This is a genomic window from Kitasatospora sp. NPDC096147 (assembly GCF_044763225.1).
In the GTDB taxonomy this organism is placed as follows: Bacteria; Actinomycetota; Actinomycetes; order Streptomycetales; family Streptomycetaceae; genus Kitasatospora.
Genome location: NZ_JBIWFX010000013.1, coordinates 157,600 through 172,750, shown reverse-complemented (window position 1 = coordinate 172,750; position 15,151 = coordinate 157,600). Strand labels below are relative to the sequence as shown.

The following is a 15,151-nucleotide window of genomic DNA, read 5'->3' as shown; positions in this document are numbered from 1 at the left end:
CTGAGGGCAAGAAGCCTTGTCGGGTCCGCACACTCAATGAACGTTATTTCTGGCGAAGCCTTGGTGGGTGCGACGATCGAGGTCTAGCATGCCGACTGCGCAGGCATTCAACAAAGTGTTGATTTCAGGAAGAAGGACGTCGATGGCGACGGTGCCCAGTGTCTCGAACTCGATCACGGTCCGGTTGGAGGTGCCCGCCACCGGCAACGCGGTGAGCTCGATCACCACCGCCGTCGAGTCCTCCGGCGGATCCGTCACCGGCCTGGACGTCACCGCCTCCGGCCTGGAGGCGCTCCGGATCGACGTCACGGTGGCCGCCGCCTCGGTGGCGCACGGCGAGGAGATCGTCGAGAAGCTGCGCGCGATCGACGGCGTGGCGATCGGCAAGGTCTCGGACCGCACCTTCCTGATGCACCTCGGCGGCAAGATCGAGATGTCCTCGAAGCTGCCGATCCGCAACCGTGACGACCTCTCGATGATCTACACCCCGGGTGTCGCCCGGGTCTGCATGGCGATCGCCGAGAACCCGGAGGACGCCCGCCGCCTGACCATCAAGCGCAACAGCGTCGCCGTGGTCACCGACGGCTCGGCCGTGCTGGGACTGGGCAACATCGGCCCGAAGGCCGCCCTGCCGGTGATGGAGGGCAAGGCCGCGCTGTTCAAGCGCTTCGCCGGCATCGACGCCTGGCCGATCTGCCTGGACACCCAGGACGCCGACGAGATCGTCGCCATCGTCAAGGCGATCGCCCCCGGCTTCGCCGGGATCAACCTGGAGGACATCTCCGCCCCGCGCTGCTTCGAGATCGAGGCCCGGCTGCGCGAGGCGCTGGACATCCCGGTCTTCCACGACGACCAGCACGGCACCGCGATCGTGGTGCTGGCGGCGCTCACCAACGCGCTCAAGGTGGTCGGCAAGGACATCGCGGACATCCGGGTGGTGATGTCCGGCGCGGGCGCGGCCGGCACCGCGATCCTCAAGCTGCTGCTGGCGGCCGGCGTCGAGCACGCCACCGTGGCGGACGTGCACGGCGTGGTCCACGAGGGCCGCGAGGACCTCAACGACAGCCTGCGCTGGATCGCCGAGCACACCAACCGCTCGGGCCGCACCGGCAGCCTCAAGGCCGCGGTGGCCGACGCCGACGTCTTCATCGGCGTCTCGGCCCCGAACGTGCTGGACGGCGACGACCTGGCGACCATGGCCGACAACGCGATCGTCTTCGCGCTGGCCAACCCGGACCCGGAGGTGGACCCGGCGGTGGCCCGGCAGACCGCCGCCGTGGTGGCCACCGGCCGCAGCGACTTCCCGAACCAGATCAACAACGTGCTGGTCTTCCCCGGCGTCTTCCGGGGCCTGCTGGACGCCCAGAGCCGGACCGTCAACACCGAGATGATGCTGGCCGCCGCCCGGGCGCTGGCCACCACCGTGGCCGACGACCAGCTGAACCCGAACTACATCATCCCCAGCGTCTTCCACCCCGACGTGGCCAAGACCGTGGCCGCCGCCGTCCGGGAGGCCGCGCTGGCCGCCCGCGGCGAGACCGAGCCGGCCCCGGTGCCGCCCACCCTGGGCATCGTCGGCACGCTGGACACCACGTCTTTCCCGGCCGTTCAGCTCTGATCGAACCGCAGCTCGGACGGGGTGCCGGCCGGCTCGCCGGTGCCCCCGGGCGGCGGGCCGACCAGCCTATCGGCGCGCACCCGCCCCTTCCCCTTGCGACACAAGGGGAAGGGGCGTGTTTGGGCTTGTCGGTGCCAGGGCGTACGGTAGCCCTGCACGGGGCAGGCGTGTCCGACAAGTACGGAACGTCCCCCTGGGCCCTCGGCGCGTCCACCCGGTCCGCCGCCCGCCCCGGCTCGCCGGAGCGGACGGAGCGTCACAACTCCGTCCGGCGGGCACTGTTCGGGTCAACCGCGACGGGGACCGATTGGCTTTCTCAGTGCCGGTCGGGGCAGGATTCGTACCCAGGCAGTGCGGTTTGTGGCGCTTCGGGGTGCAAGCCCGACCCCTGACCATCCCTCGCCTGAACGAGCACAGTGTGCGGACCGCCGACCCGGCCGGGTGCCCCCAGCAATGGTGGCCCGGCAGGACGACCGGTGGGCCCCCGCACACCGCAACGCGAACAGACCACAGGAGTACACATGAACCGCAGTGAGCTGGTGGCCGCTCTGTCGGAGCGCGCCGAGGTGACCCGCAAGGACGCCGACGCCGTTCTGGCCGCCTTCGCCGAGGTCGTCGGCGAGGTCGTCGCCAAGGGCGACGAGAAGGTCACCATCCCCGGTTTCCTGACCTTCGAGCGCACCCACCGTGCCGCCCGGACCGCCCGCAACCCGCAGACCGGCGACCCGATCCAGATCCCGGCCGGCTACAGCGCCAAGGTCAGCGCCGGTTCGAAGCTGAAGGAGGCCGCCAAGGGCAAGTGACGCCCCTGGCAGCACCCACGACCGTGGCCGGTCTCCCCTCGGGGAGACCGGCCACGGTCGTTCGGCGTGCGGTCCGGATCAGACCGTGACCAGCTCCTCGTTGGGGAGCTCGACCTGGGCGCCCAGGTCGCGGAGCTTCTCCATGAAGTTCTCGTAGCCGCGGTTGATCAGGTCGATGCCGTGCACCGTGGAGGTGCCCTCGGCCGCCAGCGCCGCGATCAGGTACGAGAAGCCGCCGCGCAGGTCCGGGATGACCAGCTCGGCGCCGATCAGCTTGGACGGGCCGGAGACCACCGCGGAGTGCTGGAAGTTCCGCGCACCGAAGCGGCACGGGGTGCCGCCCAGGCACTCGCTGTAGAGCTGGATGTGGGCGCCCATCTGGTTCAGCGCGCCGGTGAAGCCCAGCCGGGACTCGTAGACCGTCTCGTGGACGATGGACAGGCCGGCCGCCTGGGTCAGCGCGACCACCAGCGGCTGCTGCCAGTCGGTCTGGAAGCCGGGGTGCACGTCGGTCTCCAGGGCGATCGCCTTGAGCTCGCCGCCCGGGTGCCAGAACCGGATGCCCTCGTCGTCGATCTCGAAGGCGCCGCCGACCTTCCGGAAGGTGTTCAGGAAGGTCATCATCGGGATCTGGTCGGCACCCCGGACGTAGATGTCGCCCTTGGTGGCCAGTGCGGCGCAGGCCCAGGAGGCCGCCTCCAGGCGGTCCGGCAGCGCGCGGTGGTTGTAGCCCGAGAGCTCCTCCACACCGGTGATCAGGATGGTGCGGTCGGTGCCCATCGAGATGATCGCGCCCATCTTCTGCAGCACGCAGATCAGGTCGACGATCTCCGGCTCGACGGCCGCGTTGCGCAGCTCGGTGACGCCCTCGGCGAGCACCGCGGTGAGCAGCACCTGCTCGGTCGCGCCGACCGAGGGGTAGGGCAGCTCGATCTTGGTGCCCTGGAGCCGGGTCTGCGCCACCAGGTAGGTGCCCTGCGGGTGCTTCTCGATGGTGGCGCCGAACTGGCGGAGCACCTCGAAGTGGAAGTCCACCGGCCGGCCGCCGATGTCGCAGCCGCCCAGGCCCGGGATGAAGGCGTGGCCGAGGCGGTGCAGCAGCGGGCCGCAGAACAGGATCGGGATCCGGGAGGAGCCCGCGTGCGCGTCGATGTCGGCGACGTTGGCGCTCTCGACGTGCGAGGGGTCGAGGATCAGCTCGCCCTCCTCGTCGCCGGTGCGCACGGTCACCCCGTGCAGCTGCAGCAGGCCGCGCACGACCTTGACGTCGCGGATGTCCGGGACGTTGCGCAGCCTGCTGGGGCCCGTGCCGAGCAGGGCGGCGACCATGGCCTTGGGGACCAGGTTCTTCGCACCACGGACGCGGATCTCGCCTTCGAGCGGGTTTCCGCCGTGAACCAGCAGGACGTCGTCGGTCATCGTTCTCGCAATCCGGGGTGACTGGGGGAGGAATCGGCTGCGGAGCAGGGCAAACACGAGTGGAAGGAACTTCCACCACGAGGCGAAGGCCCTTCCACCACCCATAGATGGTAATGGCCGGACGGATGGTTCCCTTGCGCCCTAAGGGTGATGGTCGCCTCTCCGGTGCCGGTTCCGCAGCGACACGGCGGTACGGTGCGGCCGTACGGGTGTTCGCCCACGGCGTGTCGGGGCTTCCCGTGTTGTCCGCACCGGGCGGGCCGGACTGGGGGATCATGTGGGCATGACCCCGGCCTCCTCGCACACCGGCCGACTGCTGGTCGCGACCCCGCTGCTGACCGACCCGAACTTCTCCCGGGCCGTGGTGCTGCTGCTGGACCACGACGCGCAGGGCGCGCTCGGCGTGGTGCTCAACCACCCGACCCCGATCGAGGTGGCCGCCGTGCTGGACGGCTGGTCCGCCCTGGCCGGGGCGATGCCGGTGGTCTTCCAGGGCGGCCCGGTCGGCCTGGACTCGGCGCTCGCGGTGGCCGTCGTCCCGGGCGAGCCGGGCGGGGACGAGCCGCTGGGCTGGCGGCGGGTGCACGGGGCGATCGGCCTGGTCGACCTGGAGGCCCCGCCCGAGGTGCTGGCCGGGGAGCTGGGCGGCCTGCGGGTGTTCGCCGGCTACGCGGGCTGGTCGCCCGGCCAGCTGGAGTCCGAGATCGCCGAGGGCGCCTGGTACCTGGTGGACTGCGAGCCCGGCGACATCTCCTCGCCCGAGCCCGAGCGCCTGTGGCGGTCGGTGCTGCGGCGCCAGCGGGGGCCGCTGGCGGTGCTGGCGACGTACCCGGACGACCCGACGCTGAACTGAGCGGGACGGCCGTACGGCCGGTGGTGGGCGCGTGCCTTCTGTTCGGTTCGGCGGGCCCATAGACTTGAGCGTCATGAGCACTCTTGAGCCCGAGCGCGGCCTCGGTACCGGCACCCTGGTCGAGCCCGTCCCCCAGGTCTCCCACGGGGACGGCGACCACGAGCGCTACGCGCACTACGTCCAGAAGGACAAGATCATGGAGAGTGCGCTCTCCGGATCCCCCGTGGTCGCGCTCTGCGGCAAGGTCTGGGTGCCCGGGCGGGACCCGAAGAAGTACCCGGTCTGCCCGATGTGCAAGGAGATCTACGACGGCATCGGCGGCCCGCAGGGCGGGGACGACGACAAGAAGTAGCCTGCGTCAGCATGCAGAACACTTCCCCGATTGGTCTATGCCACTCGGGTGTCAGCGGGGCAGGATGCAGGTCATGGACCTCATCCCTGCCCCGCTGAGTGTCATCCGACCCGAGACTCCCGGCACCTTCGCCCTGGACGCGGGCACCGGCCTGACCGCCGCCCCCGGGCTGGCCCCGGTCGAGACCTGGCTGCGCACCGTGCTCGGTGCCGCCACCGGCCTGCCGCTGCCCGCCGCCCCGGGTGGCATCGAACTCCGCCTCGACCCGGCCGCCGCCCCCGAGGCGTACCGGCTGAGCATCGGCCCCGAGGGCGTGCTGCTCACCGCGAGCACCCCGGCCGGCGCCTTCGCCGGCGCCCAGACGCTCCGTCAGCTGCTCGGTGCCGACGCGTACCGCACCGCCCCGCTGTGCCGCACCGGCTGGGAGCTGCCGTACGCCGAGATCGAGGACGCGCCCCGGTTCGGCTGGCGCGGGGTGATGCTCGACGTCTCCCGGCACTTCATGCCGAAGGCGGGCGTGTTCCGCTTCATCGATCTGATGGCGGCTCACAAGCTGAACGTGCTGCACTTCCACCTGACCGACGACCAGGGCTGGCGGATCGAGGTCAAGCGCTACCCGCGGCTGACCGAAGTGGCCTCCTGGCGGGAGCGGTCGATGGTCGGCTTCCGCGCGGCGGACCGCCGGGACGACCGGCCGCACGGCGGCTACTACACCCAGGACGACCTGCGCGAGATCGTCGCCTACGCGGACGCCCGGCAGATCACCGTGGTGCCGGAGATCGACCTGCCCGGCCACTCGCAGGCCGCCATCACCGCCTACCCCGAGCTGGGCAACACCGACGTGGTGGACACCGCCGCGCTCGGGGTCTGGACCGACTGGGGCGTCAGCGAGAACGTGCTGAACGTCTCCGAGGCCACCCTGCGGTTCTTCGAGGGCGTGCTGGAGGAGGTGCTGGAGATCTTCCCCTCGCAGTTCGTCCACCTGGGCGGGGACGAGTGCGCCAAGGCCCAGTGGCGGGAGAGCGAGGCCGCCCAGGCCCGGATCCGCGAGCTCGGGCTGGCCGACGAGGACGAGCTGCAGAGCCACTTCATCCGGCACTTCGACGGCTGGCTGGCCGAGCGCGGGCGCCGGCTGATCGGCTGGGACGAGATCCTGGAGGGCGGCCTGGCGGAGGGCGCCGCGGTCTCCTCCTGGCGCGGCTACGAGGGCGGCATCGCCGCCGCGAAGGCCGGGCACGACGTGGTGATGTGCCCGGAGACGCACGTCTACCTGGACCACCGGCAGGGCCCGGGCGAGGAGGAGCCGATCCCGGTCGGCTTCGTCCGCACCCTGGAGGACGTCTACCGGTTCGAGCCGGTGCCGGCCGAGCTGACCTCGCTGGAGGACGGGGGAGCCGCCGCCGCGCACGTGATCGGCACCCAGGCGAACATCTGGACCGAGTTCATGGACGACGCCCGGGACGTCGACTTCCGGGCCTTCCCCCGGCTGGCCGCCTTCGCCGAGGTGGCCTGGTCGGCCCTGCCGGCCCCGGCCGAGCGGGACTGGGAGGGCTTCGAGCGGCGGATGGCGGAGCACTACCGGCGCCTGGACGCGCTCGGCGTGGAGTACCGCCCGCCGGGCGGCCCGCACCCGTGGCAGAAGCGCCCCGGAGTGCTCGGCCGTCCACTCGACGGGCCGAAGGGCACCTGACGGAGGGTCGGCGACCTCGGGGAACTCCTGACGGAGGCTCGGACGTCAACAACAGATGAAGATCCGATCCGGTGGCCGCCGGATCGGATCGCTGTGTGCCGGGATTCGTCCGGGATTGACACGGCTTGTTCGCGGGCCGGGAAATGATCTCCGAGCTTTGTGTGCCAGAGTTGCCCAACCCGCACCGATCGCCCGTACCCTACGGGCCAGGCCACACACCGCCGGGGACGGCGGGGCAGTTGATGAGCAAGTGGAGCACGGTGGATTCCTGGTGAACCGGACGATCATGCTGCCGGCCTCGCTCGACGAGGCCGTCGAGGCGCTCGCCGCCACACCCGGCGCGGTGCCGGTGGCCGGAGCCACCGACCTGATGGAGGCGGTCAACGCCGGCCGGCTCCGCCCGGCCGCCCTGATCGGCCTCGGCCGGATCACCGAACTCCGGGGCTGGCGCTACGAGGACGGCGGCACCGCTGTCCTCGGGGCCGGCCTCACCTTCGCCCGGATGGACCGGCCCGACTTCGCCGCGCTGATCCCGGCGCTGGCCGACGCGGCCCGCACCGCCGGCCCCCCGCAGATCCGCAACGTCGGCACCCTCGGCGGCAACGTCGCCACCGCCGCCCCCGGCGGCGACACCCTGCCGGTGCTGGCCGCCCTGGAGGCCGCCGTCACGCTGGCCCGCCCCGGCGGCAGCCGCGAGGTGCCGGTCAGCCACCTGCTCACCGGCCTCGACCCGGTCCGCCCCGGTGAGCTGCTCACCTGGGTGCGGGTGCCGCTGCTGCACGCCCCGCAGGTCTTCCTCAAGTCCACCGGCCGCAACGGCCCGTCCCGGGCCACCGCCTCCGTCGCCCTGGTGCTCGACCCGGCCCGCCGCGCGGTCCGCTGCGCGGTCGGCGCCGTGGCGCCCGTACCGCTGCGCCCGCTGGAGGCCGAGGCCTGGGTGGCCGGCTGCATCGACTGGGACGCCCGGGGCGACCAGGCCGCCGACGCCATCGACCCGGCCGCCGCAGCCGCCTTCGGCGAGTACGTGGCGGCCGCCTGCGTCCCCGACGCGGCGCTGGAGGGTGAGGGGGCCCCGGCCGCCGCCGCCCGGCTGCGGCGTACCGTATCCGTGCTGGCCCGACGGGCGCTGGGAAGGGCACTGAAGTGACGGATCTGGTGAGCGACGGCCTCGGCGCCGTGGTCAGCGGCGACCTGCGTCCGACCGCCTCCTACACCCTGCGGGTCAACGGCTTCGAACGGCCCGTCAGCGACGCCTGGATCGGCGAGAGCCTGCTCTACGTGCTGCGCGAGCGGCTCGGCCTGGCCGGTGCCAAGGACGGCTGCGAGCAGGGCGAGTGCGGGGCCTGCTCGGTGCAGGTGGACGGCCAGTTGGTGGCCGGCTGCCTGGTGCCGGCGGCACTGGCCTCCGAGAGCGAGATCGCCACCGTCGAGGGCCTGAGTGCCGACGGCTCGGCCAGCGACGTCCAGCAGGCCCTGGCCGAGTCGGGCGCGGTGCAGTGCGGCTACTGCACCCCCGGCATGGCGATGGCCGTGCACGACCTGCTCCAGCGCAACCACCGGCCCAGCGAGGTCGAGACCCGGCAGGCGCTCTGCGGCAACCTCTGCCGCTGCACCGGCTACCAGGGCGTGCTGGCCGCGGTGCAGGCGGTGGCCGAGGCGCGCGGGGACGCCGAGGAGGAGGCGCTGGCCGCTGCCGCCGAGGCGGCTGCGGCCGTGTCTGCCGCGTCGGCTTCGGCGTCAGCTTCGGCGTCGGCTTCGGTGGAGGGCGGGGCGAGCCCGTCCGAGATGGCCTCCGCCGCTGCCGCAGCCGCTGCCGCCGCGCAGTCGGTGGCCGATCTGCCGCTGGCCGGTGAGCTGCCGCTGTACGCCGACTCCGAGGTCTGGGTGGAGGCCGAGCCCGCGCAGGCCGAGTACGGCCTGACCACCCATCAGACCGGCGTCTACGAGCCCGGCTTCCCGGCCGGTGCCGCGTACCAGCCCGGCTTCGACGCGGCCTCGTTCGAGCAGGCGGCCTTCGACCCCGGAGCCTTCGAGCAGCCGGCCTTCGAGCAGGCGGCCTTCGACCGGGGCGGCTTCGACCCGGCCCCGTACGACCCGGGCCACGAGGCCGTCTACGAGCCCGCCCGGAGCGAGGCCACCCCCGCCCACGGCACCGCCTTCGACGGCCCGGCCGGCGCCGGGACGCCCGCGCACGGCACCCCGTACGTGCCGACCCCGGCGCACGGCACCGCCTACGACCCCGGCACCCTCTACGAGGGCGGCTTCGAGCAGCAGCAGACGCCGCAACAGCATCAGCAGCAGGGCTACCAGGGCTTCGAGGGCGGCGGCTTCGACGGCGGCGGCTACCCGGCCGGGTACGACCCGGCCGCCACCGGCGCTCCCCACGCCCATGACGGCACCACCCCGCCGCACGGCATCCGGCACCCCGAGGACGATCGCGCATGAGCTCGCCCACCGACCTCACCGCCCCGACGGCGCCCGCCGGCGCGGAGGCCGAACTCCCGGACGGCGCCGAGCCGTTCGGCCTCGGCGCGTCGCCCCGGCGCAGCGACGCCCTGCCCAAGGCGCTCGGCATCTACCCGTACGCCGCCGACCTCTGGGCCGAGGGCCTGCTCTGGGGCGCCGTGCTGCGCTCCCCGCACCCGCACGCCCGGATCGTCTCGGTCGACACCAGCGCGGCCCTGGCCGTCCCCGGCGTGCACGCCGTGGTCACCGCCGCCGACCTGCCCTCCGTACCGGCCGAGGACCTGGCCGAGGCCCCGGCCGACCGCCGGGGCGTCGCCGACCGGCCGGTGCTGGCGGACGGCCTGGTCCGCCACCACGGCGAGCCGGTCGCCGCGGTCGCTGCCGACCACCCCGACACCGCCCGGCTGGCCGCCGCCTCGATCGTGGTCGAGTACGAGCTGCTGGAGCCCGTCACCGACCCCGAGCAGTCCTTCACCTGCCCGCCGCTGCACCCCGACGGCAACCTCTTCCGCCACCTCCCGCTGCGCACCGGCGACCCGGAGGCGGCCGGCGAGATCGTGGTCGAGGGCCTCTACCAGGTCGGCCGCCAGGACCCGGCCCCGATCGGCGCCGAGGCCGGCCTCGCGGTGCCCCGCCCCGACGGCGGCGTCGAGCTGCACCTCTCCTCCACCGACCCGCACGGCGACCGGGACCGTACCGCCGCCTGCCTCGGCCTGGAGCCCGACCGGGTCCGGCTGGTCGCCACCGGCGTGCCCGGTGCCACCGCCGACCGCGAGGACCTCTCCTTCCAGGTGGTGCTGGCGCTGCTCGCGCTGCGCACCGGCCGCCCGGTGAAGATGACCCTCACCCGCGAGGAGTCCTTCCACAGCCACACCAGCCGGCACCCCGCCCTGCTGCGCTACCGCCACCACGCCGACGCCGAGGGCCGCCTGGTCAAGGTCGAGGCCCAGATCCTGCTGGACGGCGGCGCCTACGCCGAGGTCTCGGCGGAGGCGCTGGCCGCCGCCGCCGCCTTCTCGGTCGGCCCCTACACCTGCCCCAACGTCTTCGTGGACGCCTGGGCCGTGCGCACCAACAACCCGCCGGCCGGGCGGATGCGCGGCGAGGGCGCCCTGCAGGTCTGCTTCGCGTACGAGTCCCAGCTCGACCAGCTGGCCGCCCGGATCGGGGTCGACCCGGTCGAGATCCGCCGACGCAACGCGATGGCGACGGGTGACCCGCTGCCCACCGGCCAGGCCGTCACCTGCCCCGCCCCGGTGGCCGCCCTGCTGGACGCCGTCTCCACCGCCCCGCTGCCCGCACTCCCGGTGGACGACCCGGACAGCGAGTGGCTGCTCCCCGGCGGCCCGGGCGGAGCCGGCGACCCGGCCGCCGTCCGGCGCGGCATCGGCTACGCGCTCGGCATGGTCCACATGCTCGGCGCCGAGGGCGAGGACGAGGTCTCCACGGCGACCGTCCGGGTCAGCGGCGACCACGCCACCGTCATCTGCGCCGCCGTCGACGCCGGCCAGGGCTTCGCGACCCTGGCCCGGCAGATCGTCCAGTCCGTGCTCGGCGTCTCCGAGGTGTACGTCGCACCGGTGGACAGCGACCAGTCGGTGGCCGGCCCGTCGGCACGGGGGCGGCACACCTGGGTCAGCGGCGGCGCGGTGGAGCGGGCGGCGGTGATGGTCCGTCACCAGCTGCTCCAGCCGATCGCGGCCAACTTCGGGATGTCGGTCGAACTCCTCACCATCGCCGACGGGAAGATCTCCTCCTACGACGGCGTGCTCGGCATGCCGGTGACGGAGGCACTGGAGGGCAAGGAACTCTGGGCCACCGCCCAGTGCCGCCCGCACCCCACCGAACCGCTCGACGAGAACGGGCAGGGCGACGCCTTCGTCTCCATCGCCTTCTGCGCGATGCGGGCCGTGGTCGACGTCGACATCGAGCTCGGCGCGGTCCGGGTGGTCGACGTGACCGTCGCCCAGGACGTCGGCCGGGCCCTGAACCCCCGTCAGATCGAGGACCGCATCGAGGCGGGCGTCGCCCAGGGCGTCGGCCTCGCCCTCCTGGAGGACCTCCGCACCGAGGACGGACGCCTCCTCAACCCCTCCCTCACCGGCTACCGCCTCCCCACCGCCCTCGACACTCCCGAGGTCCGCATCGCCACCCTCGTCGAGGACCGCGACGTGGTCGCCACCTTCGGCGCCAAGGCCGTCAGCGCCGTCCCCGCCGTCACCGCCCCCGCCGCCGTCGCCGCCGCCGTCCGCGCCGCCACCGGCCTCCCCGTCGCCCGCCTCCCGATCCTCCCGGAGGACGCCATCTCGGCGTGACGCCGCACCGCCGCCGCGTTCGTGCGGAAGCTGTGCAGTCGCGTGGGCTCCTGCCCGGGTGGGCCGATCGGGCGATACGATCGACCGGTCCGTGCCCTGACGGTGCGGCCGTGGGTCTCCAACTGACGGGGTACGGGGTAGGGATGACGCTCAAGAGGACCTGGCGTGCGCTCGGCGCCACGACGCTGGCGGCCGGGTTGCTGGCGACCACCGCTCCGCTGGCCTCGGCGGACGCGGTGCGGGACGGACAGTGGTCGATCCAGCAGTTCGACCTGGTGAAGGCGTGGGGCGTCAGCAAGGGCGACGGCGTTATCGTCGCGGTCATCGACTCGGGGTTGGATCCCACGCACCCCGACCTTGTGGGGCAGGTCCTGCCCGGCTACGACCCCGGTGGCCAGGGACGTGAGCTCAAGCCTGCCGGCGACGGGCACGGCACCTCGATGGCCTCCGTCATCGCGGCCAAGGGGCACGGCAACGGTGAGGGCATGATGGGTGTCGCGCCCGGAGCCAAGATCCTGCCGATCTACAAGAACTCGGCCGACAACCTCGACGCCATCCCGAAGGGCATCCGCTGGGCTGCGGACAACGGCGCGAAGGTCATCAACATCTCGCAGGGCACCAACAACCCGGTCGGAACGTCGGACGACGACCAGGCAGCCATCAACTACGCGCTGTCGAAGGACGTCCTGGTGGTGGTCGCCGCCGGTAACGAGGGGGCGTCACAGGTTTCGAGCCCCGCCAACCTTCCTGGGGTGCTGGCCGTCGGCGGCGCGGGGAAGAACGGCAAGATCTGGGCGAAGTCCAACTCCGGGCCCGAGGTCCTCGTGGTCGCACCCGCGGACGAGGTCGTGTCGGCCGGTGAGTGCTCGGGGTCCAAGTACTGCCTCGGGAACGGTACGTCTCCCGCCACCGCGTTCGTCTCCGGTACGGCGGCGCTCCTGCGGGCCAAGTACCCGAAGCTGTCGGCGGGGCAGATCGCCAATCGCATCGTCAAGTCGGCGAAGGCGCCCGCAGGGGTCACCGTTCCCGATGTGCGGTACGGCTACGGCCTGATCCGCCCGTACGAGGCGCTCACCCTGGACATCCCCGCCGGCCCCGTGCAGGGGCCCCTGGCCGTTCAGGGTGGTACTCCCACGAGCCCCGGTGACAGCAAGCCGACCACGGCTGCGCCGACCGCAGGGGCCGGGGCGCTCGGCGGCACCGGCGTCGGCACGGGTGACCCGGCGCCCGAGGTGAAGGACTCCGACGGTTTCGGGTTCCTGGGCAAGGGCCTGGCGATCGGAGCAGCCGTACTGGTGGGCCTGTTGCTCCTGTTCGTACTCGTCATCGTGCTGGTGGTGAGGGCAGCCAAGCGCCGGCGGACACCCGCCCCTCCGTCCGCTCAGGGCCTGTACGGTCCGCCGCAGCCCCAGCAGCCGTACCCGAACCAGCCTTACGGGCAGCAGCCTCCGGCTCCCGGGTACCCGCCCTACGGCAACCAGGCTCCGCAGCAGCCGCCGTACCAGAATCCTTATGGAACCGGTGGCAACCAGTGACGCTGAGGGTGTGTCAGGCCCTTCCGAACTAGCGATACGATCGAACGTCCTGACCGCGTGACAACAACGGGTCGACCGGGCGTCAGCAGCGTCCGTGACAGTCAGTACGGGGAAGCAGACACTCCAGGGGGAGGAGCCGGATGTCGGACGGATATCGGGTCAACACCGACGAGTTGGAAGCGGTCGTCAGGCGACTGCGGGCACTCCAGCAGAACATCGGTCAGACCGCGAACAGCAGCAAGTACAACACCGTGGTCACTCCGGGCGACTTCGGCGGCAGCGGCTTCAAGGAGGCCAAGGCGCTTGCCGACGCACACGGTGGCATGCAGGCGTTCCTGGCCCGGACCATCGCGGAACTGAACTCGCTCATCAACGAGTTCGGCGACAAGACCCAGACGGTCAACGAGAACTACCGTGGCGTCGAGTACGACCAGACGTCCGCACTGAACTCGCAGAAGGCGGGCTGACATGGGAAGCCGTTCGTACTTCGAGGACCACGCACTGATCCCGCTCCAGGGGATGCTCAGCGGCTCGAACCCCGGTCGTCTCAAGGAAGTTGCCGACCACTGGAAGAACGTCGACGCCGAACTGCGTGCAGCGGCGGACGACTTGCAGAAGGCCGTCCAGCATGCGCTGCAGAACTGGGAGGGCAAGGCGTCCGAGGGGTTCACCCAGGCGGCCACGCGGATCCAGAGCAGCCTGACCAACACCGCGAGCTACGCCGTTCGCACCTCCAGCGCGATGGAGTACGCCGGCAAGGTCCTGGAGCAGAGCAAGTCCACCATGGCCGACATCGACGTCCCCAGTGACTTCGAGAGCGGCATGAAGTGGGTGGGCGACCTCGGTCAGCGTTCCGACGCCCAGTTCAAGGCGGACCTCGCGGCCAACATGGACCGGGCTGCGGCCGTCAACAAGAACTACGACGAGCTGTCGGCCACGGAAATCGCCCACCAGCGGGCCATCGTGGTGATGGAGCACCTCGCGCCGCAGTACAAGGAAGCCGTCGACTTCCTGGGGAAGCCTCCTGCCGGCGACTACAGCGAGGACCCGCGCAAGCCCTTCCCGGCGGAGCCGACCCCGCCGCAGACGCCCCCGCAGCCCAAGCCCCAGCCCCGTATCACTCCGCCCACCCCCAACGTCCCGCCCGGCGGCAGTGACCGTCCCGGCTGGACGCCGCCGGGTACGCCCGGCATGCCGAAGCCGGACGCGCCGAACTCGCCGAACCTCCCGGGCACCCCGGGCGGTCCGGGGACGCCGGACAACACCCGGCCGGGTGTGCACCTGCCGACGCCCGGCGGTCCGCGGCTGGACAGTGTGGTGCCGCCGGTGTCGACCCTGCCGACGCCGGGGCACAACGTGCCGACGATTCCGACCGGCCCTGGGGTCGGTGGTGGCGGTGGCGGGTTGCACCCGACTCCGCCGATCGGCTTCCCGGGGATCCCGGGCGGCGGCGGTGCCGGCGGTGGCCGGGGCGGCGGTGCCGGTGGTGGTCGTGGCATCGGCGGTGGTGTCGGTGGCGGGATCGCCGGTGGTGCCGGTGGCCGTGGGCTCGCCGGTGGTGCGGGTGCCGGGGCGGGCCGTGGTGCCGGTGGCGGGGCTGCCGGCGCGGGTGGTGCCGGTGGTGGCCGTGGGGCTGCTGGCGGTGCGGCCGGGGCTGCCGGTGGTGCGGCGGGTGCCCGCTCGGGTACGCCCGGGATGGGTGGCATGCCGGGTGCCGGTGCGGCCGGTGGCGCTGCGGGCAAGGCCGGGGGCGGCAAGCCCAGCCTGGTCCGTCGTGAGGGCGGTACGGTCGGCGGCGCCAAGGGGGGCGGGGCCAGTGGCCGGGCGTTCACCCAGGGCGGCTCCGGTCTGGGCCAGGCCGGCGGGGCGCGCGGTGGCGCGGCCGGTTCGGCGGGCATGCCCGGGATGGGCGCGGCCGGCGGCGGCAAGAAGAAGGACAAGGGGCAGCGCCCCGACTACCTGGTCGAGGACGAGGACACCTGGCGTACCGGCGGCAAGGCCAACCCGCCGGTGATCGACTGATCCGTCGGGTGGTAGCAGTGGTGGCCGGGGCCCGGCCGCGGGGAGCGATCCCGCGGCCGGGCCCCGGCTTTTCTGCGG

General features: G+C 72.8%; 13 protein-coding genes. 11 read left to right on the top strand and 2 right to left on the bottom strand.

What is annotated here, in order from left to right:
- Positions 1-33: 33 nt before the first annotated feature.
- Positions 34-228, bottom strand: a complete 195-nt coding sequence (locus ACIRBX_RS30995) for a hypothetical protein (protein WP_402302105.1) — start codon at positions 226-228, stop codon at positions 34-36.
- Between ACIRBX_RS30995 and ACIRBX_RS30990 the strand changes: the two genes are divergently transcribed.
- A complete protein-coding gene (locus ACIRBX_RS30990; RefSeq protein WP_402302009.1) occupies positions 143-1,618 on the top strand; it encodes an NAD-dependent malic enzyme in 1,476 nt (491 codons plus the stop codon). The two genes, ACIRBX_RS30995 and ACIRBX_RS30990, sit on opposite strands and share 86 nt — an antisense overlap.
- Before the next feature lie 521 nt (positions 1,619-2,139).
- On the top strand, positions 2,140-2,421 hold the full coding sequence (locus ACIRBX_RS30985; protein ID WP_104816345.1) for an HU family DNA-binding protein: 282 nt from the start codon (positions 2,140-2,142) through the stop codon (positions 2,419-2,421).
- Positions 2,422-2,499: 78 nt separating this feature from the next.
- Here ACIRBX_RS30985 and murA read toward each other — a convergent pair whose 3' ends face one another.
- The gene (murA, locus tag ACIRBX_RS30980) at positions 2,500-3,840 is read right to left on the bottom strand and encodes a UDP-N-acetylglucosamine 1-carboxyvinyltransferase (protein ID WP_402302007.1); all 1,341 of its coding nucleotides are present in this window, start codon (positions 3,838-3,840) and stop codon (positions 2,500-2,502) included.
- Between the two features lie 283 nt (positions 3,841-4,123).
- Here murA and ACIRBX_RS30975 point away from each other — a divergent pair, with 283 nt between their 5' ends.
- From ACIRBX_RS30975 to ACIRBX_RS30935, 9 genes are all read left to right on the top strand, one after another.
- A complete protein-coding gene (locus ACIRBX_RS30975) occupies positions 4,124-4,693 on the top strand; it encodes a YqgE/AlgH family protein (RefSeq protein ID WP_402302006.1) in 570 nt (189 codons plus the stop codon).
- A gap of 73 nt (positions 4,694-4,766) precedes the next feature.
- Positions 4,767-5,045 (top strand): DUF3039 domain-containing protein, encoded by a 279-nt coding sequence (locus ACIRBX_RS30970; protein ID WP_402302005.1) that lies wholly within the window; start codon positions 4,767-4,769, stop codon positions 5,043-5,045.
- Between the two features lie 73 nt (positions 5,046-5,118).
- Positions 5,119-6,735 carry a beta-N-acetylhexosaminidase gene (locus ACIRBX_RS30965; RefSeq protein WP_402302003.1) on the top strand — a complete coding sequence of 539 codons (1,617 nt, stop codon included), beginning with the start codon at positions 5,119-5,121 and terminating at the stop codon, positions 6,733-6,735.
- Positions 6,736-7,021: 286 nt separating this feature from the next.
- Positions 7,022-7,882: an FAD binding domain-containing protein gene (locus ACIRBX_RS30960; RefSeq protein ID WP_402302099.1), complete on the top strand. Its 861-nt coding sequence runs from the start codon at positions 7,022-7,024 to the stop codon at positions 7,880-7,882.
- On the top strand, positions 7,879-9,180 hold the full coding sequence (locus ACIRBX_RS30955; protein WP_402302001.1) for a (2Fe-2S)-binding protein: 1,302 nt from the start codon (positions 7,879-7,881) through the stop codon (positions 9,178-9,180). The genes ACIRBX_RS30960 and ACIRBX_RS30955 overlap by 4 nt, the downstream gene beginning before the upstream one ends.
- The gene (locus tag ACIRBX_RS30950; RefSeq protein ID WP_402301999.1) at positions 9,177-11,516 is read left to right on the top strand and encodes a xanthine dehydrogenase family protein molybdopterin-binding subunit; all 2,340 of its coding nucleotides are present in this window, start codon (positions 9,177-9,179) and stop codon (positions 11,514-11,516) included. The genes ACIRBX_RS30955 and ACIRBX_RS30950 overlap by 4 nt, the downstream gene beginning before the upstream one ends.
- A 143-nt stretch (positions 11,517-11,659) precedes the next feature.
- Complete coding sequence (locus ACIRBX_RS30945) at positions 11,660-13,051, top strand: S8 family serine peptidase (RefSeq protein ID WP_402301997.1); 1,392 nt, start codon at positions 11,660-11,662, stop codon at positions 13,049-13,051.
- Positions 13,052-13,191: 140 nt separating this feature from the next.
- Positions 13,192-13,518: a hypothetical protein gene (locus ACIRBX_RS30940; RefSeq protein ID WP_402301995.1), complete on the top strand. Its 327-nt coding sequence runs from the start codon at positions 13,192-13,194 to the stop codon at positions 13,516-13,518.
- A 1-nt stretch (position 13,519) separates the two neighbouring features.
- Positions 13,520-15,073, top strand: coding sequence for a WXG100 family type VII secretion target (locus ACIRBX_RS30935; protein WP_402301993.1), 1,554 nt, complete (start codon positions 13,520-13,522; stop codon positions 15,071-15,073).
- Positions 15,074-15,151 lie beyond the last annotated feature (78 nt).